General features: G+C 58.5%; 23 protein-coding genes. 18 read left to right on the plus strand and 5 right to left on the minus strand.

The genetic code is table 11. The features are described 5' to 3' along the window. Window position 1 precedes the first annotated feature (1 nt). The 3 genes from AC2FD9_RS19935 to fsa all read right to left on the minus strand — a co-directional run bounded on the left by AC2FD9_RS19935 (window position 2) and on the right by fsa (window position 2,474). The gene (locus tag AC2FD9_RS19935; protein WP_496838540.1) at window positions 2-922 is read right to left on the minus strand and encodes a tyrosine recombinase XerC; all 921 of its coding nucleotides are present in this window, start codon (window positions 920-922) and stop codon (window positions 2-4) included. Further along, window positions 919-1,626 carry a DUF484 family protein gene (locus AC2FD9_RS19940; protein ID WP_058273210.1) on the minus strand — a complete coding sequence of 236 codons (708 nt, stop codon included), beginning with the start codon at window positions 1,624-1,626 and terminating at the stop codon, window positions 919-921. The genes AC2FD9_RS19935 and AC2FD9_RS19940 overlap by 4 nt, the downstream gene beginning before the upstream one ends. A 194-nt stretch (window positions 1,627-1,820) precedes the next feature. Continuing rightward, window positions 1,821-2,474 (minus strand): fructose-6-phosphate aldolase, encoded by a 654-nt coding sequence (gene fsa, locus AC2FD9_RS19945; protein WP_050603155.1) that lies wholly within the window; start codon window positions 2,472-2,474, stop codon window positions 1,821-1,823. Window positions 2,475-2,564: 90 nt separating this feature from the next. Here fsa and AC2FD9_RS19950 point away from each other — a divergent pair, with 90 nt between their 5' ends. The 4 genes from AC2FD9_RS19950 to AC2FD9_RS19965 all read left to right on the plus strand — a co-directional run bounded on the left by AC2FD9_RS19950 (window position 2,565) and on the right by AC2FD9_RS19965 (window position 7,458). Next, window positions 2,565-4,760: a primosomal protein N' gene (locus AC2FD9_RS19950; RefSeq protein WP_496838542.1), complete on the plus strand. Its 2,196-nt coding sequence runs from the start codon at window positions 2,565-2,567 to the stop codon at window positions 4,758-4,760. Window positions 4,761-4,839: 79 nt separating this feature from the next. Further along, complete coding sequence (locus tag AC2FD9_RS19955) at window positions 4,840-6,072, plus strand: MFS transporter (RefSeq protein ID WP_282170787.1); 1,233 nt, start codon at window positions 4,840-4,842, stop codon at window positions 6,070-6,072. A 66-nt stretch (window positions 6,073-6,138) separates the two neighbouring features. Continuing rightward, on the plus strand, window positions 6,139-7,011 hold the full coding sequence (locus tag AC2FD9_RS19960; protein ID WP_496699676.1) for a 50S ribosomal protein L11 methyltransferase: 873 nt from the start codon (window positions 6,139-6,141) through the stop codon (window positions 7,009-7,011). 102 nt (window positions 7,012-7,113) lie between these two features. Further along, window positions 7,114-7,458 (plus strand): hypothetical protein, encoded by a 345-nt coding sequence (locus AC2FD9_RS19965; protein ID WP_109312601.1) that lies wholly within the window; start codon window positions 7,114-7,116, stop codon window positions 7,456-7,458. A gap of 100 nt (window positions 7,459-7,558) precedes the next feature. Here AC2FD9_RS19965 and AC2FD9_RS19970 read toward each other — a convergent pair whose 3' ends face one another. Next, window positions 7,559-7,771, minus strand: coding sequence for a DUF1127 domain-containing protein (locus tag AC2FD9_RS19970; protein ID WP_282152580.1), 213 nt, complete (start codon window positions 7,769-7,771; stop codon window positions 7,559-7,561). A 334-nt stretch (window positions 7,772-8,105) separates the two neighbouring features. Here AC2FD9_RS19970 and ruvC point away from each other — a divergent pair, with 334 nt between their 5' ends. The 4 genes from ruvC (at window position 8,106) to AC2FD9_RS19990 (ending at window position 10,982) form a co-directional block, all read left to right on the plus strand. Beyond that, window positions 8,106-8,603 carry a crossover junction endodeoxyribonuclease RuvC gene (gene ruvC, locus AC2FD9_RS19975; RefSeq protein WP_058273216.1) on the plus strand — a complete coding sequence of 166 codons (498 nt, stop codon included), beginning with the start codon at window positions 8,106-8,108 and terminating at the stop codon, window positions 8,601-8,603. Then, window positions 8,600-9,277: a Holliday junction branch migration protein RuvA gene (gene ruvA, locus AC2FD9_RS19980; protein ID WP_282170789.1), complete on the plus strand. Its 678-nt coding sequence runs from the start codon at window positions 8,600-8,602 to the stop codon at window positions 9,275-9,277. Before ruvC ends, ruvA begins: the two co-directional genes overlap by 4 nt. 4 nt (window positions 9,278-9,281) lie before the next feature. After that, on the plus strand, window positions 9,282-10,301 hold the full coding sequence (gene ruvB / locus AC2FD9_RS19985; protein ID WP_109312604.1) for a Holliday junction branch migration DNA helicase RuvB: 1,020 nt from the start codon (window positions 9,282-9,284) through the stop codon (window positions 10,299-10,301). Window positions 10,302-10,364: 63 nt separating this feature from the next. After that, the gene (locus AC2FD9_RS19990) at window positions 10,365-10,982 is read left to right on the plus strand and encodes a hypothetical protein (RefSeq protein ID WP_496838546.1); all 618 of its coding nucleotides are present in this window, start codon (window positions 10,365-10,367) and stop codon (window positions 10,980-10,982) included. Window positions 10,983-11,004: 22 nt separating this feature from the next. On the opposite strand, the gene AC2FD9_RS19995 is transcribed toward AC2FD9_RS19990, so the two are convergent. Next, window positions 11,005-12,711 (minus strand): SulP family inorganic anion transporter, encoded by a 1,707-nt coding sequence (locus AC2FD9_RS19995; protein ID WP_496838548.1) that lies wholly within the window; start codon window positions 12,709-12,711, stop codon window positions 11,005-11,007. 190 nt (window positions 12,712-12,901) lie between these two features. Between AC2FD9_RS19995 and ybgC the strand changes: the two genes are divergently transcribed. The 10 genes from ybgC to AC2FD9_RS20045 all read left to right on the plus strand — a co-directional run bounded on the left by ybgC (window position 12,902) and on the right by AC2FD9_RS20045 (window position 22,370). After that, window positions 12,902-13,309 carry a tol-pal system-associated acyl-CoA thioesterase gene (gene ybgC, locus AC2FD9_RS20000; protein ID WP_496838550.1) on the plus strand — a complete coding sequence of 136 codons (408 nt, stop codon included), beginning with the start codon at window positions 12,902-12,904 and terminating at the stop codon, window positions 13,307-13,309. Between the two features lie 112 nt (window positions 13,310-13,421). Next, window positions 13,422-14,117 carry a protein TolQ gene (gene tolQ, locus AC2FD9_RS20005; protein ID WP_058273221.1) on the plus strand — a complete coding sequence of 232 codons (696 nt, stop codon included), beginning with the start codon at window positions 13,422-13,424 and terminating at the stop codon, window positions 14,115-14,117. A gap of 1 nt (window position 14,118) precedes the next feature. Continuing rightward, a complete protein-coding gene (gene tolR, locus AC2FD9_RS20010) occupies window positions 14,119-14,595 on the plus strand; it encodes a protein TolR (protein ID WP_109312607.1) in 477 nt (158 codons plus the stop codon). 9 nt (window positions 14,596-14,604) lie between these two features. Next, complete coding sequence (gene tolA, locus AC2FD9_RS20015; protein WP_496838553.1) at window positions 14,605-15,705, plus strand: cell envelope integrity protein TolA; 1,101 nt, start codon at window positions 14,605-14,607, stop codon at window positions 15,703-15,705. After that, complete coding sequence (gene tolB / locus AC2FD9_RS20020; RefSeq protein WP_496838554.1) at window positions 15,702-17,021, plus strand: Tol-Pal system beta propeller repeat protein TolB; 1,320 nt, start codon at window positions 15,702-15,704, stop codon at window positions 17,019-17,021. The genes tolA and tolB overlap by 4 nt, the downstream gene beginning before the upstream one ends. An 89-nt stretch (window positions 17,022-17,110) precedes the next feature. Continuing rightward, a complete protein-coding gene (gene pal, locus AC2FD9_RS20025) occupies window positions 17,111-17,614 on the plus strand; it encodes a peptidoglycan-associated lipoprotein Pal (RefSeq protein ID WP_108861019.1) in 504 nt (167 codons plus the stop codon). Between the two features lie 4 nt (window positions 17,615-17,618). Further along, entirely contained in the window at window positions 17,619-18,443 is an 825-nt protein-coding gene (gene ybgF, locus AC2FD9_RS20030) for a tol-pal system protein YbgF (RefSeq protein ID WP_496838556.1), read from the plus strand. After that, window positions 18,440-19,693, plus strand: a complete 1,254-nt coding sequence (gene tilS / locus AC2FD9_RS20035; RefSeq protein WP_496838558.1) for a tRNA lysidine(34) synthetase TilS — start codon at window positions 18,440-18,442, stop codon at window positions 19,691-19,693. The genes ybgF and tilS overlap by 4 nt, the downstream gene beginning before the upstream one ends. A 76-nt stretch (window positions 19,694-19,769) precedes the next feature. Beyond that, window positions 19,770-21,686, plus strand: coding sequence for an ATP-dependent zinc metalloprotease FtsH (gene ftsH / locus AC2FD9_RS20040; protein ID WP_058273226.1), 1,917 nt, complete (start codon window positions 19,770-19,772; stop codon window positions 21,684-21,686). Window positions 21,687-21,794: 108 nt separating this feature from the next. Further along, window positions 21,795-22,370, plus strand: a complete 576-nt coding sequence (locus AC2FD9_RS20045) for an MOSC domain-containing protein (RefSeq protein ID WP_496838561.1) — start codon at window positions 21,795-21,797, stop codon at window positions 22,368-22,370. The last annotated feature ends 223 nt before the right edge of the window (window positions 22,371-22,593 follow it).

Below are 22,593 nucleotides of genomic sequence, written 5' to 3' on the forward strand. Positions count from 1 at the left end.
ATCAGGCCTTGGGGTGCGCGCGGTTGTAGACTTCCATTAGTCGGGCCGTATCTACGGCCGTATAGGCCTGCGTGGTGGACAGTGAGGCATGGCCCAACAATTCCTGAATGGCGCGCAGATCACCCCCAGCGGACAAAAGATGGGTGGCAAAACTGTGCCTTAAAGCGTGCGGCGTGGCGGTTGCGGGCAGGCCAAGCTGCATGCGCGCCTTGGCCATCACGCCCTGAATTGCGCGCGGATTGAGCGCACCACCACGCACCCCGCGGAACAAAGCCTTTTCCTGGGACTGCGGATGCGGGCAGAGCTTCAGGTAACGGTCAACGGCGGTGCGGGCGGCCGGAATCACCGGAACGATGCGTTCTTTTCCGCCCTTTCCGACGATACGCAAGCTACCCGGCAAAGGCGCGTCGCTTCCTGTCAGGGACAGCGCCTCAGATATGCGCAAACCGCAGCCATAGAGCAATGTGACGACAGCAACATCGCGCGCCGAGATCCAGTCGTTTGACGACTGAAGTTCGACCGTGTCGATCATCGCGCGGGCCGCGTCTTCGGCCAGTGGGCGGGGGAGTTTTTGGGTAAACTTTGGCGCGCGTGTGGACAGAACAGCGGTGGGTTCGAACCCTTCGCGTTCAGCCAGCCATCGATAAAAGCTCTTGACCGCCGACAGCTTGCGCGCCAGGGATCGCGCACCAACACCTGCGCTGCGCTGATCGGCCATCCAGGCGCGCATGTCGGCCACGGTGATCCGGGCCAGCGCTGCCAATCCCTGCTGTCCACTGTGGTGTAGTGTCATGAAAGACAGGAAGTCGGTAATATCACTACGATAGGCGGCCTGGGTGTTTTCCGATCGCCCCGCTAGCGCGCTCAGGCTGTCCAGCCAGTACTGTAACTCGTCGCGGCAGGCGGGTGAGATTAGGCTCACGACAACCAGTGGCGCATCGAGCGTTCGAAGACGCCAGCAAAAAACGACAAAAGATCAGTGCCCAACTGTGGCGAGAAATGATTGCGGTCCCTTGCGCTCATCACGATCATGCCCGGCAACCGGCCCTCACCCAGATCCAACCGCAGGCAAGCTTCGGACCGCAGGTGATCTGCGTTGGGTCCAAAAATCCTGTGCGTCGGGTGGAGGATCTCGCGCAGAACCACGTCGCGGGCGGGGCCGCCGCGGTCGAAGGTCAGGTAATTGTCCACGAAGCCGGGTTCGACCACGGATAGAACTCCGCCCAGAGTGTCGATGGCGGGGTCTTCCTGCGTGGCTGTGGATTCCAGAATCAGCTTGATGCGATCAACGCGCAGGATTTCGACCACATCCGAGCCGAGCGTGCGCAGGAAATCTTCGAACTCGGCCGGTTCCAACATGCGGATAACGGCGCGATGCACCTGATTTGTGCCCGCAAGGTTTTCATATGCTGCGGCGATGACGGACCGGTGCGTGTCTTCCAGCCTGTCCAGCCGTTCTTCGAGCCGCTGCATGGCAATGCCGCGCAGGTCGATGACGTTGTCCCCGCGCGCCTGTTCGTTGGCCGTTACAAGTGCCTGCATCAGGTCCTTGTCGTCCAGCACGGCGTCTGGTTTGGCCAGAATCGCGGCGCGCAAGTTGTCCTGGAGTTTGGTGTTACTGCTCATGTCCCGCTCGGTCTTTTTTTGTTGAGGGGCTTATAACATGAGTTATGGCGGTTTCCTTGGAAAAAATGCATTGGCCGTGCATTTCATTCCCACTGTGACCTACGGCTCCCGCCTGCGAAACCTTGATCAAAGATCAAGGCTTGGCAGTTGGGCCGGGCGCGGCACCTGACGGTGCCGCGCGGTCGCGCAAAGGGTCAGAGGATTTTCTGACCTGTCTTGGCCCAGTCGGCCAGGAAGGTTTCCAGACCTTTGTCTGTCAACGGGTGATCGGCCAGTTTCTTGATCACGGCAGGCGGTGCAGTGATCACGTCAGCACCGATGCGGGCGCTGTCGGTCACGTGGTTCACGGTGCGGATCGAAGCGGCCAGAATTTCGGTTTCAAAACCGTAATTGTCATAGACCTGACGGATGTCGGCGATCAGATCCATGCCATCAAGGTTGATGTCATCCAGGCGACCGATGAAGGGCGAGATGAAGGTTGCGCCCGCCTTTGCGGCCAAAAGCGCCTGGTTGGTCGAGAAGCAGAGTGTGACGTTGACCATCTGGCCTTCGTCGCTGAGCGTCTTGCAGGTTTTCAGACCGGCCCATGTCAGCGGAACTTTCACGGCGATATTCGGAGCGATCTTGGCCAGCTTGCGGCCCTCGGCGATCATGTCGTCAGCTTCGGTTGCGACAACTTCGGCTGAAACCGGTCCGTCCACCAGATCACAGATTTCCTTGGTTACTTCCAGAATGTCACGACCTGATTTCAGGATCAGCGAGGGGTTGGTGGTCACGCCGTCCACCATGCCCAGATCGTTCAGTTCGGCAATGGCGTCGATCTCGGCTGTGTCTACGAAGAATTTCATGCGGGCAGTCCTTTGATGGGTTGGCCTTGGTCGCGGATGGCTTTACCTCAAAGAGACCCATGCTGGAACCCCCGAGCCCAAGGATATGCGTTGAGCACTCAGGAGTATTTCGACCACGGAGAGCTGGTTGCGGTTCTGACCGCACAGCCGCTGGACCGGACGCTGGATTACAAGGCGCCCGAGGGGGGCTGTTTTCTGGGGGCGTTCGTAGAGGTCCCACTGGGGCCTCGTAAAGTACTGGGTGTCGTCTGGGGGCCGGGACAGGGCGGGTTCGACCTGAACAAGGCGCGATCCGTGATCCGGGTGCTTGAGGTCGCGCCGATGCGCGAAGAAATGCGGCTGTTTCTGGGGAAGGTTGCCGATTACACCCTGACACCGATGTCCGCGATGTTGCGGCTGGCAACCCGAGCGCCGGGTTTGGGTGATCCGCCGTCGATGCGTAAGGTTTATCGGTTGGGTAATGGCGAGCCGGACCGGATGACCGACGCACGCACCCGTGTGCTGGAGGTACTCCGCAACTATGGCGGGCTGGCGTTCACCCTGAAAGAACTCGCCGAACAGGCCGGAGTGACGTCTTCGGTCGTCAAAGGGTTGGTCAAGCAGGGCGCTGTACGGGAAGAAGATAGCCCGCGCGATTTGCCCTATCCGCATCTGGATCCGGATTTGCCGGGCAAAGCTTTGACCGACGATCAGGCGGCGGCGGTTGAGAAGTTGCAGAAGGGCCAGCGGTCCGGGGAATATGGAACCACGCTGCTTAAGGGCGTGACGGGTTCGGGCAAGACCGAAGTGTATTTGGAGGCTGTTGCTGAGGCGCTGCGGATGGGCCGACAAGCCTTGGTTCTGCTGCCCGAGATCGCTCTGACAGCGGAATTCCTGACACGAGTTGAGGCGCGATTCGGTGCACGCCCAGCCGAATGGCATTCCGGCGCGACCATGACCGAACGCCGCCGGGTCTGGCGGATGGTCGGGCAGGGGGATGCGCAAATGGTGATTGGTGCGCGGTCAGCTTTGTTCCTGCCGTTTCGCAACCTTGGCTTGGTGGTGGTCGATGAGGAACACGACACCTCGTACAAACAAGAGGACGGCGTGCATTACAGCGCGCGGGACATGGCGGTGCTGCGGTCCGCCATTTGTGGCGGGCGGGTGATATTGGCCAGCGCAACGCCTTCGCTGGAAAGCTGGGCGAACGCCGAGGCGGGAAAATACGACCGGGTTGATCTGACCTCTCGGTTTGGGGCGGCGGTGTTGCCCGAGATGAAGCCCATCGACATGCGGGCCGAACAGTTGCAACCGGGTACGTGGATTTCTCCGTCTTTGCGGCAGGCGGTGATGCAGCGGATCGAGAAGGGTGAGCAATCGCTGCTGTTCATCAACCGCCGTGGGTATGCGCCGGTGACCCTGTGCCGCGCTTGCGGGGAACAGATTGCCTGCGATCATTGCGACGCCCGAATGGTCGAGCACCGGTTTCTGAAACGGCTGATGTGTCACCAATGCGGTGAGACCAAGCCGATGCCCGAGGAATGTCCCTCATGCGGGGTCGAGGGCAAGTTGGCCCCGGTCGGCCCGGGGATCGAGCGGCTGGCCGAAGAGGCCGAGGCGACGTTTCCCGACGCCAAGATCGCGATGCTGAGTTCCGATTTGTTTGGCTCGGCCCGCGCCCTGAAAGCCAAGATCGAAGAGATTGCCGAGGGCGATGCCGATATCGTCATCGGTACGCAGCTGGTTGCCAAAGGGCACAACTTTCCCAATCTGACTTTGGTTGGGGTAATCGATGCCGACCTCAGTCTGCACGGGGCAGACCTGCGCGCCGCTGAGCGGACATTCCAGTTGATGCGGCAAGTCGCGGGTCGGGCAGGCCGGGCGGACAAGCCAGGGCAGGCCCTGTTGCAGACATTCCAGCCCGAGCATCCCGTAATCCGCGCTATTCTTTCAGGTGACGAAGAAGGATTTTGGAAGGCCGAGGCCGCAGGACGACAGGCGGCGGGTGTGCCACCATACGGCCGTATGGCAGGGATCGTCCTGTCTGGACCTGAGGTTGGGCCAGTTTTTGATATCGGAAATGCAATGGCCCGCAACGATGCGCCGCTGCGCGATATCGGGGCACAAGTCTTTGGCCCGGCTCCGGCGCCTATTGCGCGGATTCGCGGCAGACACCGCGTGCGATTGCTGGTCAAGGCACCCAAGGGTGCCCCGATTCAGGACGCGATTGCCCGCTGGATCGCGCCCTTGCGCCTTAAGGGCGACCTGCGTTTGACCGTGGATATCGACCCGCAGAGTTTCTACTGACCTCTGCATCAGCGCAGACCGATTGTGCGCCTGCTGCTTCGCCCTCGCCAAAATCTGAAAATGGGCGTAGAGGAGTCCCATGTTGAAACCGATGCCCCTGTCCGAGGCGCAGAGCCTTCCGTTCTGGCGCCGCCCTGTGACGCTCTTGTTCGTCATGGCGCTGACGATGCCGATTGCCTTCAACGCTTGGAGCGCGCTGTTGAACAATTTCGTCATCGAGGTGGCGAATTTTGACGGGGCCGACATTGGGTTACTGCACACTGTGCGGGAGATCCCTGGATTTCTTGCTGTTGGCGTGATCGCGGTGATCATTTTCGTGCGCGAGCAGGTATTGGCGATGATCTCGCTGATGATGCTGGGCGTGGCAACTGCGTTGACAGCATGGTTTCCCAGCCTTGGTGGGTTGCTGTTTGTCACCCTCTTCAGTTCGATCGGGTTTCACTATTACGAAACAGTAAATCAGTCGCTGCAGTTGCAATGGCTGCCCAAGGACCGCGCGCCACAGGTATTGGGCTGGCTTGTTGCCATGGGGTCAGCCGCGACGGCAGTAGTCTATGGCCTGATCGTTCTGACCTGGGACCGGTTTGATCTATCCTACAACATTGTATTCATGGCCGCTGGTGGTGTGACCGCCCTGCTGGCGGTGTTCTGTCTGTTCGCCTTTCCGCAGTTTGACTCGCCAACTCCACAGACTAAAAAACTGATCCTGCGTCGTCGCTACTGGCTGTATTACGCACTACAGTTCATGGCCGGCGCGCGGCGGCAGATCTTTGTTGTCTTCGCGGGCTTCATGATGGTCGAGAAGTTTGGGTTTGAAGTGCACGAGCTGACCAGCCTTTATCTGATCAATCTGGTGATCAATATGGCGGCGGCTCCGATGCTGGGTAAGGCTGTATCGTTGTTCGGTGAGCGCCGCACGCTGATCTTCGAATACACCGGCTTGGCGATCGTTTTTGCGGCCTATGGCGGTATCTACTGGTTCGGTTGGGGCGTGGTGCTGGCTGCAACCCTATATGTGATCGACCATGTTCTTTTCGCATTAGCGCTTGCCCTGAAGACCTACTTTCAGAAAATCGCCGATCCTGCGGATATTGCACCGACTGCGGCCGTTGCGTTCACGATCAACCATATCGCCGCTGTGTTCCTTCCTGCGCTTCTGGGCCTGCTGTGGGTCATCTCGCCCGGTGCAGTCTTTGCACTGGCCGCTGCGATGGCGATGATCTCGTTGGGTTTGTCCTTGCTGATCCCGCGGCACCCGGAACCGGGAAATGAAACGATCTTGTCGAAATACGCGCCGGCACCTGCCGAGTAAGCGCCAATGCTTGACCTTGGCGAGCCATCGCCATAGGCGCTGTGTCAATCGATACAGGAGGCCCCCATGCCCACATTCACTGCGCTGACTACACTGACCGGTAAAAAAGCTGCCGAAGGGCTGGGCGAAGCGATGGAGCGTCTGGATCCGGAACCAACCGGCGTTGGTGTATTCGAGGTCGAGGATGGCTCAGGCCTTTGGGAAGTTGGTGGGTATTTCACGGAAACTCCGGACGAAACCGCTCTGGCCGTTCTAGCCGTCGCGTTTGAGGCCAAGCCTTTTGTTGTGTCAGAACTGCCCGATACGGATTGGGTGGCCCATGTGCGCCGGGAACTGGCTCCGGTCGAGGCCGGACGGTTCTTTGTCTATGGCAGCCATGACGCTGACAAGCTGCCCGAGGGACGTATCCCACTACTGATCGAGGCCGCAATGGCCTTTGGCACCGGCCACCACGGCACCACGTTGGGATGCCTAAAGGCGCTGGACCATCTTCTGAGCCAAGGGTTCACAGCGACCAAAGTGGCCGATATTGGCTGTGGCACTGCCGTGCTGGCCATGGCGGCAGCGCGGGTCTGGGAAGGTGAGATCATCGCCAGTGATATCGACGAAGTGGCCGTTGATGTCGCCGAAGCCAACCTGAAGGCCAATGGCATGGCAGGCAAGGTCCGCTGCGTGGAAGCGGCGGGCTTTGACCATCCCGATCTGGGCGCATTCGCACCCTACGATCTGATTTTCGCAAATATCCTTAAGGGGCCACTGGTTGCTCTGGCCCCCGAAATCGCAGCGAATCTGCGCGTCGGTGGGTACGCAATTCTGTCCGGAATCCTTAACGAACAAGCCGATGACGTGGTCTCCGTTTATCTACAAAACGGGTTCAATTTAGAGGAAAATGACCAAATTGGTGAGTGGACGACGCTAATATTAAGCAAACAGGGCTAAATCTGGGCCATTTGCTGGAGCTTTCTAGAGTTTTGCCTCGATTTTGTCGCATTCTGTTTCTACCGTCTTAACCTGGAATCGGGGGGCGGTTTGGAGGCTGCCATGACGGGAAAACAACTGGAATTTGATCAGCGCGTGAATCGCCTGAGTAAGAAGCACGCAAAACTAAGCCGTGGCTATCGCGCGACGATGCGCAAGGACGGGTTGGTTGTGATGAAACCGCAGAGGGTGAAGTCAGCTTTACCCCTTAAGGTTCTACTGATGTGTCTGCTTGGGTTGTTTGCATTCAAGACCTTCTTGCTCACCAGCCTTGGGCCTTCGGGTTATCAATACAGGGTTGACGCATTGAACGAAGGCACCTCGGTCGAACAAGCCGGTGCCTGGGTGATGCAAATTGACCCGGTATCGCTGATGCTTTCGGAACAGCTGGCACGGCTGCTGCCCTGACATCAGGCCAATGAATCAGAAACTCCGCGCATTCTGCATGCGCGGAGTTCTGCTTTGCCCCCGAGGGAGGGAAGGGGCATATGAGTGGGTGTGTTAAATCTTAACTACGACCATCGGCCACGACGTCAATATCGCCACGGCACAGTCCGATATCTTCCAGCTCGCGATCTGTCAGACCGCTCAGCGTGTTACGCGTCACGCGGGCGTCATTCCATTCGACAACGGCGTTCACGACCGATGCGAAATATGCGCCGATACGGCCGACGAGGCCGAATGAGCCGGTGGTGGTGCGGGTGGTGTCCAGTGCAGCCATATCCTGTTTCCTTCTGTTTTAAGTTTACGTTTTGATCGTTCGATCTGAGCGGCATCTAGTGCCGCCAAATCGGCTGTGCAAGTGCGGAAATTGCAACTGTCCTATGCGTTTTTTGCAAAGCTCTAGATTCATTAGAACCCCTTAATTTATTGGCCATTTTTGCTTCATGAAACGTGTCGATTTCAGACTTTTGACTGTCGCAAACTGGCCGTTTTGTCGCCTGTGAAACAGGTCTGTCGTTTTTGCGCTCTCTGTCAATTCGCTTGGAAAATGTTCACGCTTCGTGCTAATCCGTAAAAAAGATCACAAAAACTCGAGCAGGCCGAGGCGAAATATGCGGATTTTGGGCATTGATCCGGGGCTTAGGACCCTGGGATGGGGCGTCATCGAATCGCATGGCAGCCGCCTGAGCCACGTCGCCAACGGACTGTGCAAGTCTGACGGGGACGATTTGGGCGAGCGTTTGCTGTCTCTGTACAATCAAATCGTCGAAGTCATTGCAGAACATCAGCCCGATCAGGCGGCCATCGAACAGACCTTCGTCAACAAGGATGGGGCTGGTACGCTGAAGCTGGGTCAGGCGCGTGGTGTGGCGTTGCTAACGCTGGCGCAAGCAGGGCTGCCCGTGGGTGAATACGCGCCCAACCGGGTTAAGAAAACGGTTGTGGGCGTTGGGCATGCCGAGAAAGAGCAGGTTCTTCATATGGTCAAACTGCAACTGCCGGGCTGTAAGCCCAAAGGGGCGGATGCCGCGGATGCGCTGGCGATTGCCATCTGTCATTCATATTACGGCGCAGCGCCGCAGGCGCGCGTGAAAGAGGTGCGGGCATGATCGGGAAACTAACCGGACGATTGGACTATCGCGCAGCGGATCACGTGTTGATCGACGTGCGTGGGGTCGGATACCTCGTTTACTGCTCGGACCGGACTATGGCCGCGCTGCCTGGTGTTGGCGAGGCTGTCTCGATTTATACCGATATGGTGGTGCGCGAGGACCTGATGCAGCTTTTTGGGTTTTTGTCCCTTGTCGAAAAGGAATGGCATCGCCTGCTGTGTTCGGTTCAGGGCGTTGGGGCCAAGGTCTCGCTCGCCATTCTGTCCGCGTTGGGTCCGGATGGGGTCAGCCGGGCCATTGCGCTTGGGGATTGGGGTGCCGTCAAAGCGGCGAAAGGCGTGGGCCCAAAGACGGCGCAGCGGATCGTGCTGGATCTAAAAGACAAAGCGCCGGGTGTGATGGCGATGGGCGGGACCGTGACCGAAGCGATGGACGGCCCCGGATTGGAAGTCGTAGAGCTGTCTGAACCGGCACCTGCGACCAAGCGGGCGACCAAACCTGCCTCGGGGTCTGCCGCAGCTTCGGCGGGGGCACTGTCAGCCCTTGGCAATTTAGGGTACGGACCATCCGAGGCGGCCTCGGCCGTGGCCGAAGCGGCCGCCAGCCTGCCGGATGCAGGCGAGGCTGAATTGATCCGGGCGGCGCTCAAGTTGCTGGCTCCGAAAGGGTAACTGAATGGTAGACGCCGATCCCACATTGCGCCCCGATCCCTTGCCCGAGGATAACGACCGCGCCCTGCGCCCGCAGGGGCTGGACGAATTCATCGGTCAGGCCGAGGCGCGGGCCAATCTGCGCATCTTTATCCAATCCGCGCGTATGCGAAGCGAGGCGATGGATCACACGCTGTTTCATGGCCCTCCGGGTCTGGGTAAAACGACGCTGGCGCAAATCATGGCGCGTGAGTTGGGGGTGAATTTCCGCATGACCTCGGGGCCGGTTCTGGCCAAAGCAGGTGATCTGGCGGCGATCCTGACCAATCTGGAATCCCGCGATGTGCTGTTCATCGACGAAATCCACCGTCTGAACCCGGCCGTCGAAGAGGTTCTGTATCCGGCGATGGAGGATTTCGAGCTGGATCTGGTAATCGGCGAAGGCCCGGCGGCTCGGACTGTGCGGATTGAGCTGCAGCCGTTTACTTTGGTCGGCGCAACCACGCGGATGGGCTTGCTGACCACCCCATTGCGCGACCGCTTTGGCATTCCGACGCGGTTGCAGTTCTACACAGTGGACGAGTTGCACGAAATCGTTACGCGCAACGCCCGCAAACTGGGCGCGCCTGCTGATGACGCGGGCGCCAGAGAGATTGCGCGTCGATCACGCGGGACCCCGCGGATCGCGGGGCGATTGCTGCGACGGGTCGTGGATTTCGCCATCGTCGAAGGTGACGGGCGCATCACCCTCGATCTGGCAGATGGCGCGCTGACGCGGTTGGGTGTGGATAATCTGGGCTTGGATGGTGCCGACCGGCGATACCTCAAGCTGATCGCTGAGAACTATGCCGGTGGCCCGGTCGGGATTGAGACTCTGTCGGCTGCGTTGTCGGAAAGTCGCGATTCGCTGGAGGACGTGATCGAGCCCTATTTGTTGCAGCAAGGTCTGATCCAGCGCACGCCACGTGGTCGGATGTTGGCGCAGAAGGCTTGGACGCATCTGGGAATGGCGGCACCAAAGGGCCAGAGCGATCTGTTTGGTTGAAGCTGAGGCCTATAGATTTTATGCCTTCAGCGAGAGTACTTTCGAAAAGATGAAGGATTGGGCGTGACCCCCGAAGACATTCAGTCGTTGTTCACCCGTGAAAGCGGAGAGTTCCTGTTTGCGCGTTGGGGTCGGCCCATCGTGCCTATCGTCTTTGGGGTCGAGGAGGAAACTCTGACCACCATCAAGGGCGCATTCGAGGCCGTGGTCAGCTTGGCCGATCATAAGATGGCCGAAACGGATCCGGAACTTGGTGCGAACTGCATGGTTTTCTTTTTCCGCGACTGGAAGGAACTGCTGGAAGTTCCCGATCTGGATCGGCTGGTTCCCGATCTTGCGCCGTTAGTCGACCGACTGATCGCGGCGGATGCAAATCAATACCGGGTGTTCCGCTTTGAGGAAGACGGTGCGATCCGGGCCGCGTTTGTTTTCCTGCGAATGGACGAAGAGCTGTCCAAGGTTCCGGCTGAGACACTGGCACTTAGTCAGGTAGTGCAGACTATCCTGTTGTGGTCCGACACCGCGTTTCGAACGCAGTCGCCGCTTGCGGTCGCGGGCGAGGCGACGATCCTGCGCCCGGACATAGCCGGGTTGATCCGCGCAGCATACGATCCGGTTTTGCCGGGAGCTTCGCAGGATCCGGCGCACGCTTTACGACTGTTCGCGCGGTTGCAGGCGTAGTCTTAGGACCGATAGAGGCTATCTACGATTTGGAGTCGTTTCGGTGTTGAAAGGCAGTCAATAGGTCGCTTCCCGCGTCGTAAAAGGCATCACTACCCACCAAATCCGTCACCCCGTATCTGTCCAGCTCTGACCGCACGTGGGGGTCGACCAGTAGGAAAACCATCTTGATGTTCTTTGCCTGAAGGATCTTTAGAACATTGCGCAGCGTATAGCCTGCCGTGAAATCTACGTCATCAATGGCTGAAGCCTCGATACAGAACCAACGTACTTCGGTGTCGGGGTTTCGAGTGATTGCGGTGATCTCATCCGATAGCCGCTGTGCATTCGCGTAGTACAGGCTGTGAGAAAAGCGATAAATCACCAGACCCGGTTCGAATTGGTTCGGCCTGGCTATGGATTTTGAGTGCCAGCCGCCGTCTTTGTATTTGACGATAACCGAGTTCTTGGGGCGGTACCCACGGCGGGTATGGTCGATCAATGACAGCACCATCGCAAAGATGATGCCTTGTTCGACCCCAACGATAACGACAACTGCAGCCGTGGCGACAGCAATCCAGAATTCGGACCGAGCTTGGCGGTAGATTGCAATTAGGCCTTTCAGGTCGATAAGTTTCACACCGATCAGAAACACGACGGCAGACAGCGCCGCATTGGGCAAGTAGGCCAGTGGGCCCGTCAGGAAGAGGATGACCACCAAGACAATCAAGACGGTCGTCAGTTGTGCCACCTGACTGCGGCCACCGGCGCTGGCCACCATCTCGGTTTTTGTCGGGCTGCCATTTACAACGAATGTGCCCGTGAAGGCTGCCCCAAGATTGGCCAGACCCAGCCCGACAAGGTCAGTGTTCTCGCTGAACTTCTCTTCGTAGCGTGCGGCATAAGCTCGCGAGGTTGCGGCGCTTTGGGCCAAGATCACAACGAAGATGGACAGTGCGGTTGGCAGCAATTGTTTGAACAGGGTCCAGCTCCAATCCACGTTCGGGACAGAGAGCGCAGGCAAGCCGCTGGGAACCGTGCCCAGTACTGCGATGCCGGACGCCGAAAATTGAAAGGCCCAGCTGCATAGTATCACCCCGAGTATGGCAAACAGCGGGCCGGGCAGTTTGGGGGATAGACGGCGGCATCCGACAACGATCAGCAGAACTACTGCTGAAACCGCCAATGTGGGCCAGCTTGTCTGACCAATGCTCTGAAAGACTGCCTGTAGCTTGGCAATGGTCCCGTGACCGTCGCTTTCGATCCCCAAAAGCCCCGGGATTTCACCGGTTGCGACCTGAATGCCCACGCCTGTCAGGAACCCGACAAGAACTGTCCGGGATAGGAAATCAGCCAAAAACCCCAAGCTGATGAGGCGTGCGGCAATCAACAAAACTGCGGCCATCAGCGCCAACAGGGACGCCAGCGCCAGATACTCGGACGAACCCGAGACTGCCATGCCAGCCAGGGCCGAGGCCGTAATCGCCGCCGTGGCAGAATCCGCACCCACCACAAGATGGCGGGACGAACCGAACAGCGCGAACAGCGCCATTGGGACAAGGATGGTGTACAACCCAGTCACAACCGGCGTGCCTGCGATTTTGGTATAGCCCATGACCTCGGGGATCGCGAGGCAGGCAAAAGTCAGCCCTGCCAAAATTTCCGCAGGCAAGGTCGCGCGGTTGAATGGCAAGACGCCCTGAAGGACTGGAAGAAAGAGCATCCTCTCTTCTTTTGGTCCTTTAGCCATTGAAACTCCTGTCGGATTCACTTGGTATGTATGAAAGCCTAGAGGGCAAATCTTCGAATTTCGATAGCGGACTTGGGAAGGTGGGAACTTTGTTCCCACAAGGGATTGCAGGAACCGCAGCAACCATGCATCTGTTTCAAAGCAGGATTTGCCCCGCGCGTTACATATTTGAGAGACCGGACCTGATATCATGGCCAATGAAGCTGATGCGCCCCACAAGCATATCTTTCCGATCCGGGTTTACTATGAAGACACCGATATGGGCGGGGTCGTATACCACGCGAATTACCTTAAGTTTATCGAACGCGCGCGATCTGACTATGTGCGCCGTCTGGGCAATGACCAGAACGCGATGCGCGATGGCGGGATCGTCTGGGTCGTGCGCCGGATCGAGGCGGATTACGTCGCGCCCGCGAAGTTCGATGATGAGCTGATCATTGAAACATGGCTGTCGTCAATCTCTGGTGTGCGGCTGACCATGGGCCAGTTGGTCAAGAGGGGGGAGACCGAGATCTTCCGCGCCTCGGTGACTGCTGTTTGCATGAATGCGCAGGGCAAGCCGGTCCGCCTTCCGGCAGAGATTCGCGCATTGATGTAACAATTTGTCGGTCTGGGGTGGTTATGTTGGCTTTTCGTAACCAACTGCGATAGCGTTTGGAAAAACAAGGCCAAACGAACGGCCGTCAGGCAAAAAAACAAAGAGCAGGTTCATGGAAGCTGAAACGCTGGCGCTGGCGCAGGAGATCGATTTCTCCATGTGGGGGCTGTATGCCCGCGCGACCTTTGTCGTCAAACTGGTGATGTTGATGCTGATCGCTGCATCCATCTGGTCTTGGGCGATTATCATTCAGAAATTGATCAACTATCGCGCGGCCCGCCGAGAGGCGCAGGTGTTTGACGAGGCCTTTTGGTCCGGCAACCCGCTGGATGAGCTGTTCGAACATATCGGATCGCAGCCCGACGGCAGTTCCGAGAAGATTTTTGCCGCTGGCATGATCGAATGGCGCAGGTCGCACCGAACGGATGGCGGGCTGATCGCGGGGGCCACTGCGCGGATTGACCGTTCGATGGATGTCGCGATCGCCAAAGAGTCCGAGACACTGCAAAAAGGTTTGCCCATCTTGGCGACGGTGGGATCGACCGCGCCGTTCATTGGCCTGTTCGGGACCGTTTGGGGCATCATGAACGCGTTTATTGAGATTGCCGAGCAGCAAAACACCAACCTGGCCGTTGTGGCACCCGGCATTGCCGAAGCGCTTTTGGCCACGGGCCTGGGTCTGTTGGCTGCGATTCCGGCGGTAATTTTCTACAACAAGCTCAGTTCAGACAGTGACCGGATCGTGGGTGGCTACGAGGCTTTTGCCGACGAGTTCGCCACCATCCTGTCGCGTCAGTTGGACAGCTAAGATGGGTGCGGCGGTTCAGCAGAACGGAGGCGGGAACGGGCGCAGACGGGGCCGTCGTCGCGGGCGGGCGCAGCCGATGGCCGAGATCAACGTGACGCCTTTTGTAGACGTCATGTTGGTGTTGCTGATTATCTTTATGGTTGCGGCACCGCTGCTAACCGTTGGCGTGCCGGTGGACTTACCCAAGACGGCGGCAAGCGCATTGCCGGGCGATAACGAAGAACCGCTGACAGTCACGATGACTGCAGAAGGGCGCGTTCAGATTCAAACCACCGATGTTGCCCGCGAAGAGTTGATTGGCAAGCTGCGCGCCATTGCGGCAGAACGCAGCAGTGACCGGGTGTTCCTGCGCGCGGATGGTGCGATCCCTTATGCGCAGGTTATGCAGGTTATGGGTGCGCTGAATGCAGGTGGGTTTTCCAATGTGGGGCTGGTGACCGACACCGGCGGCCCTGCGCTGGACGATGGTGGAGAGTGAGGCCGCGCGGTGGATACCGGCACCAAGATCTCGGCAATTGCCCATGTCAGTTTGATTTCGTGGGCTCTGTTTGGCGGCACCTTTCGGTCCGAACCATTGCCTATGCCTGTTCAGGATATCTCGGTGATCTCGGCTGAACAGTTCGCAGCATTGACGGCCCAGAGTGAGGCGCCTGAGCTGCCTACGCCAACTGCCCTGCAACAGCCCGATGCGCCCGAGGAAGAAATCCCCACCCCTGAACCGGTGGAGCAGGAACCTCCGACACCTGAAGTGTCTGAGCCAAATGAACCAGAGCCAGAGCTGGAACCGGAACCGCTGGCCCCCCCACCCGAACCGGTCGTGATCGAACAGCCCCCCGAATTGGCCCCCCCAGAACCCGAGGCCGTCGTTTTGCCCACCCCGCCAGGGCCCGAGGCACAGCCGCAGCCTGCGGATAAAGTAGCGCCTGAACCTGTCGCGCCGCCGCCGCCCGAGGCCACGCCAGATGATATTGAATCCCCGGCTGTATCGCTGGACGAGGGAGCTGAAACTCAGCAAGAACAGCAGGATCAAACGGCACCCGAAGAGGCCACGGATGAAATCGTGACCGAGGCGGAAGAAGCCAAGGAATATGCGCCGCGCAGCTCTCCGCGCCCGCTGGTGCGACCGAACCGGCCGACGCCGCCGGCGCAGCCCGAAGCGGCCGAGACCGAAGAACCGACCGAACCAGAGCCCGCGCCAAGTGATGAAACCGCGATCAACGACGCACTGGCCGAGGCGCTAGGGCAGAGTAGCGAACCGTCTGGTCCACCCCTGACTGCGGGTGAGAAGGATGCTATGCGACTAGCTGTGTCGAAGTGCTGGAACGTTGGTTCCCTGTCCACGGACGCACTGCAAACGGTCGTTGTGGTCGGGTTCTCGCTGACACCGGATGGCAAGGTGCTCGGCGGTACACTGCAAATGATCGACAGTTCCGGCGGGACTGACGCGTCTGCAAGACAAGCCTACGAGGCCGCCCGGCGAGCGATTTTGCGCTGCGGGGCCAAAGGATACACCCTGCCTACTGACAAATACGATCAATGGCGGGATATTGAGATTACATTCAATCCCGAGAGGATGCGGATCAAATGATGAGATTTCTGACCAGCCTTTTGCTTGGCCTGACAGTTTTGGCAGCGCCAGTGTATGCGCAAAGCGGACCCCTGCGTCTTGAGCTGGATCAGGGGATTATCGAACCCTTACCTTTTGCGGTGCCAAATTTCGTGCCCGACGGGCCAGCAGCCACACAATACGCAAACGACTTATCGCGCGTCGTAGCGGCGGATCTGACCGGAACCGGGCTGTTCCGTGAAATTTCTTCAGACGCATTCATCAGCCGGGTCAGCAGTTTCGAAGCCCCTGTGCAATTTGCCGATTGGAAGGCCATCAATGCCGAGGCCTTGGTGACAGGTGCTGTCAACGTCTCGGGCAAACGCCTGACTGTGCGATTTCGCGTTTGGGACGTGTTCTCGGGTCAGGAATTGGGCAATGGTCTGCAGTTTTCCGGCACTACAGATGGCTGGCGGCGCATGGCACACAAAGTGGCCGATCAGGTTTATGCCCGAGTGACCGGCGAGAGCGGTTACTTTGACAGCCGCGTCGCGTTTGTGTCCGAAAGCGGCCCAAAGAACCAGCGTCTGAAGCGTCTGGCAATCATGGACTACGACGGCGCGAACGTTCAGTACCTAACCGACAGCGCTGCGATTGTTCTGGCGCCACGCTTTTCGCCCTCGGGCGATCGGCTGTTGTACACCAGCTATGAAACCGGTCAGCCGCGCATTTATGTTTTGGACGTTGATCGCGTCAAACGGACCGAATTGAAGACACAAGACGGCACCATGAGCTTTTCGCCGCGCTTTTCGCCGGATGGCCGCTCCATCGTCTATTCGCTGATTCAGGGCGGCAACACGGACCTTTGGAAAATGGATCTGGCCTCGGGCCAAAGCGTGCGGCTGACGAACACACCTGCCATTGAGACCGCGCCCAGCTATTCCCCGGACGGGTCGCAGATTGTGTTCGAAAGCGACCGCTCTGGCACACCTCAACTGTACATCATGCCCGCAAATGGCGGCGAGGCCACCCGCATCAGCTTTAAACAGGGGCGTTATGGTACACCGGTCTGGTCGCCGCGTGGTGACCTGATCGCCTTTACCAAACAGAACAAGGGTCGGTTCCATATCGGCGTCATGCGGACAGACGGCAGCGAGGAACGCTTGCTGACCTCGTCCTTCCTGGATGAGGGGCCAACATGGTCGCCGAACGGGCGTGTCATCATGTTCACCCGTGAATCGCAGGGTGCAAGCGGACGGGCGACACTGTATTCGGTGGATATCTCGGGTCGGAATCTGCGCCCGGTGCGTACACCGGATGGCGGCAGCGATCCATCCTGGGGGCCACTACAGAAGTGATCGGGGCAGGGGGTTGGAAAAGTTCACAAAATTCCTGCACTGTGATAACAGAGACAGCAATAAAGCAATAAAACGACGAGGCACCTGAAATGAATGTATTGAGCAAAGTCATAGCATTGGGCGTGCTAAGTGTACTGGCCGCCTGTACCAATAACGATCCTTCAGCACTGGGCGGTGGCGCGGGCGGTAACGGTTCGATCCTGCCGGGTTCGCCCAGCGACCCCCAGTCACCGGCCTATTTCCAGCAAACTGTTGGTGACCGCGTGTTGTTTGAAGTCGATCAGTCGACCCTGACCGGGCAGGCACAGACGATATTGCAAGGACAGGCAGACTGGCTACTGGCCAATACGGATTTCGTCGCCACGATCGAGGGTCACGCGGACGAACAGGGTACTCGCGAGTATAACTTGGCCCTGGGCGCACGTCGCGCGAATGCGGCGCGTGAATACCTGATTTCACGTGGGGTTGCAGGCAACCGATTGACGACCGTCAGTTTCGGCAAGGAACGCCCGATCGAGATTTGCAGCACCGAGGAATGCTATTCCAAAAACCGTCGTTCGGTGACGGTCCTGACCGGTTCAACTTTGGGGTAAGATGATGCGAATTGCAGGATGGGTTCTGGCTGCGGTCGTGGCGACTGCGGGCGTGGCAAGTGCACAGGATCAGCAAACCCTGGCGGATATCCGTCAGGAGCTAACGGTGCTGCACGTCGAGGTTCAGCGCCTCAAGCGCGAGTTTTCAACCACCGGATCTCCGGCACCCAATCTGGCTGGCAGTTCCGTTTTGGAGCGTGTTGACGCCATTGAGGCTGAATTGCAGCGCCTGACCCGCCAGACCGAGCAGTTGAACCAGCGTGTGCAAAACATCGTCACCGACGGAACCAACCGGATCGGAGATATGGAATTCAGGTTGTGCGAATTGGAAACGGGCTGCGAAATCTCGGGCGAGCCGACAAGCACGCTGGGTGGCGATTCCGACGTCACAGCTGCAGCCCCCGCAACACCGGCAGCGCCAACGTCGGTGGAACAAGGTGAACTTGCAGTGGGTGAGCGCGCGGACTTTGATGCCGCATCACAGGCGCTGGCAGATGGCAACTATCAGGCCGCAGCGGAGCAATTCGCCACATTCGAAACCTCGTATCCCGGCAGTCCGCTGGCCCCCGAAGCCAACCTGAAACGAGGGCGGGCGCTTGTTGGGATCGGTGACACGCGTGAGGCCGCGCGGGCCTTTCTGGCCAGCTTTACCGGCGATTCCGAAGGTGCATTCGCACCCGAGGCGCTGTTTGAGTTGGGCTCGGCGCTGGGGCGTCTGGGTCAGACCGATCAGGCTTGCATCACTCTGGGCGAGGTGGGCGTGCGCTTCCCGTCTTCGGCCTCGGCCACCAATGCCACACAGGAAATGGCAAGCCTGGGCTGTTCTTGACCGAAAACGCTGAAGAACTGCGGGCCGAGATTCGGGCGCGTTTACCCAAGACCCTTCCTTCGCGTCTGGGTGTGGCTGTCTCTGGCGGGGGCGATTCTGTCGCTCTGCTTTTGCTGTTGAATGATATTGCCCAAAACGAGCAGGTTAGGCTGTTCGCAGCGACCGTTGACCACTGTTTGCGCCCCGTGTCCGCAGTCGAAGCGCAGGAAGTAAGCGAGCTTGCCGCGCGTATGGGTATCACGCATCAAACGTTGAAATGGACAGGGTGGGCCGGTCAGGGGAACCTTCAGGATCAGGCCAGACAGGCGCGTTATCGGCTGTTGACCGAATGGGCCACACGCAATGCGATCAGCGCGATTGCGTTAGGCCACACCTCGGATGATCAGGCCGAAACCTTCCTGATGCGACTGGGCCGCGCAGCTGGTGTTACGGGTCTGTCGGGCATGCCGGTTGAACGGATTTTGGATGGCGTGACGATGTTGCGGCCGATGTTGGGTGTCACTAGGCAAGCATTGCGTGGCTATCTGTCTGGTGAGGGAGTTGGCTGGATCGAAGATCCCTCGAATCAGGACCTCCGGTTTGACCGGATCAAGGCACGGCAGGCCTTGTCTGACCTCAAGGATTTGGGGATCACGGCCAGTTCTTTGACCCGAGTCGCAGAAAACCTTGCGCAGGCGCGTGAGGCATTGGAGCGTTTTACGCAGGAATCCGCCCGAAAGATCGCCCTCGTGGAAACCGGTGATGTTTGCTTGGATCGCGCCGCCTTTCAGTCTTTGCCAAAGGAAATCCAGCGTCGGCTTGTGATCGGCTGCATCGCGTGGATTGCCGGAGCGGGGTATCCACCACGCCAAACGTCGGTGGATCAGGCTGTGAAGGCTGTTGAAGAGGGTACCGGTACGTCGATCCATGGCTGTTTGTTTGTCCCAAAGGTCAATAAAACGTGGGTTTGCAGAGAGCTAAACGCAGTTCAGGGCGAATTCGCGCGCCCCGGCGAGCTGTGGGACAAACGTTGGATTCTATCAGGACCTTCGACTGCTGGTATGCAAATCCGCCCGTTAGGCGAGCAGGGCCTGCCTCGGGTTCCAGATTGGCGGGATTTGGGTAAACCGCGTCAGGTCTTGTTGGCCTCACCCGCTGTTTGGCTTGCGGATGAACTGGTGTCAGCGCCAACTGCCGGGTTCTTAAACGGATGGACGGCTGAATTGGCCCCGGGAACGCCCGAGTTTCATTCTTCTTTTTTATCGCATTGAACCTCCTTGAATCATCTCTATTTTATAGAGCAACCCGGCAGACCCCCATCTGCCGAAATCTTTTGGGAGACTTTCCTTGGGCAACGCTCGTAACATCGCCTTCTGGGTCGTTCTGTTTTTGCTGATCCTTGCACTGTTCAATTTGTTCAGCGGACCAGGCGGGACACTTCAGAGCAATGAAAGAACTTATTCTGATTTCGTAACGGCCGTTCAAGCCGACGAAGTCAAGAATGTGACTCTGGATGGCGAACAGATTCGCTATACCACGCAAAGCGGTGCCAGCTATGTCACCATCAAACCCGGCGATGCCGAGGTCACCAAACTGCTGATCGACGAGAACATTCCGGTTCGCGCCGAGAAACAGCAGCAATCAGGTTTCCAGTCGTTCCTGATCACGCTGCTGCCGTTCCTGCTGCTCATTGGTGTCTGGGTCTATTTCATGAACCGGATGCAAGGTGGCGGCAAAGGCGGCGCGATGGGCTTTGGTAAATCCAAAGCCAAGATGCTGACCGAAAAGCATGGCCGCGTGACCTTTGACGATGTTGCCGGCATCGACGAGGCCAAGGAAGAGCTGGAAGAGATCGTGGAATTCCTGCGTAACCCGCAGAAGTTCAGCCGCCTCGGCGGTAAGATCCCGAAAGGCGCGCTGCTGGTTGGCCCTCCGGGCACCGGTAAAACGCTGCTGGCGCGTGCGATTGCGGGTGAGGCGGGTGTGCCGTTCTTCACAATCTCAGGTTCTGACTTTGTTGAGATGTTTGTTGGTGTCGGTGCATCCCGTGTGCGTGACATGTTCGAACAGGCCAAAAAGAATGCGCCCTGCATCGTGTTCATCGACGAAATCGACGCCGTCGGACGCCATCGTGGCGCCGGTTATGGCGGCGGGAACGACGAACGCGAGCAGACGCTCAACCAGTTGCTGGTTGAGATGGACGGGTTCGAAGCCAATGAGGGTGTGATCATTCTGGCGGCCACCAACCGTAAGGACGTTCTGGACCCTGCGCTGCTACGCCCCGGTCGTTTTGACCGCAACGTGACCGTCGGCAACCCTGACATCAAAGGCCGTGAGAAGATCCTGGGCGTGCACGCGCGCAAGACGCCTCTGGGCCCCGATGTCGACCTGCGCATCATCGCGCGTGGTACTCCGGGCTTCTCGGGCGCTGATCTGGCGAACCTCGTGAACGAGGCCGCACTGATGGCGGCGCGCGTTGGCCGTCGCTTTGTCACCATGGAAGACTTCGAGAACGCCAAAGACAAAGTGATGATGGGGGCCGAGCGCCGCTCGATGGTGCTGACGCAAGACCAGAAGGAAAAGACCGCCTATCACGAATCTGGTCACGCTGTCGTCGGTTTGTCGCTGCCGCTGTGCGATCCGGTCTACAAGGCGACCATTATTCCGCGCGGTGGCGCATTGGGTATGGTGGTGTCACTGCCGGAAATGGACCGTCTGAACTATCACCGCGACGAATGTGAGCAAAAGCTGGCCATGACCATGGCAGGCAAAGCCGCCGAGGTGATCAAATACGGTGAAGACCACGTCTCAAACGGTCCCGCCGGTGACATCATGCAGGCCAGCCAGTTGGCGCGTGCCATGGTGATGCGCTGGGGTATGTCTGACAAAGTCGGCAACATTGATTATGCCGAGGCGCATGATGGCTATTCGGGCAACACTGCTGGCTTCTCGGTTTCAGCACATACCAAAGAGCTGATCGAGGAAGAGGTGAAACGCCTGATCCAGCAGGGTTATGAGCGCGCGCACAAGATCCTGTCCGACAAGAACGAGGAATGGGAACGTCTGGCGCAAGGTTTGCTGGAATACGAAACCCTGACCGGGGATGAGATCAAGCGTGTCATGAATGGCGAATCGCCGACCGATGGTGATGACGAGGGTGACAAGCCGGATGAAGGCAGCGCGCCCAGCGTAACGGCCATTCCCAAGACCAAGGTCAAAAAGACCCCGCCCGACGGTGGGATGGAGCCGGAACCTTCGGCATAAAGAAATCAGACCCGGGCCAAGTCCCGGGTCTTTTCTTTTCAGCTTTTCAAATGGACTGGTTTGACTTTTAGTACGATTTTGACGGCCCGCAGCCGAAGGGAATTTCAAATGCCGGTATTGCGAGAAACAGAATTCACGGGTCAAGTTGTTTGGCTGGGGCATGTGCCCGCGGGTGGCTCGATCCGGGCCAAGGCGGTCGATGTTTTGGATCTGGATTTCTCAGGGGACAAAGGCGAGCGGCACGAGGGTCTCAACCGGACCTCATGTGTCAGGGTCAAGAATCTGTATCCGCAAGGCACCGAAATCCGAAACGTGCGCCAATTGTCTGTTCTATCCGCCGAGGAAATGGACGCCACAGCCAAAGAGATGGGGCTGGATCGGCTGGATCCTTCGTTTCTGGGCGTCAGCATCTTGTTGCGCGGCATTCCGGACTTTACACATCTTCCGCCATCCTCGCGTTTGCAAGGCCGCGACGGTGTCACGATAACCGTGGATATGGAAAACCGCCCCTGCGTCATTCCCGGTCGTGAGATCGAAGCCGATCAACCCGGGTACGGGGCGTCCTTCAAGCCCGCAGCACAGGGCCGAAGGGGTGTGACTGCGTGGGTGGAACGACCCGGACAGCTGCGGTTGGGGGACCAGATGAGCCTGTTCGTGCCAGATCAGCGGGCGTGGGCGCCCTAAACGTCAAGCGTTTTCGATTTGAAACCGGTGAAATGACGCTACGCCGTTTCATGGCTTGAATATGTCGGAATCTCTATCCATCGGGATTGTACACAACGGTATGGATTGACCAGCACCGGCCCAGCTGCGCCGGTTTGCAGGGAATTCAACCGGGGGTTTTGCCCAATGAGCTATAAATCGGACATTGAAATTGCGCGCGAGGCGCAGAAGAAGCCTATTCAGG

This window comes from Ruegeria sp. YTSC230, assembly GCF_059609665.1.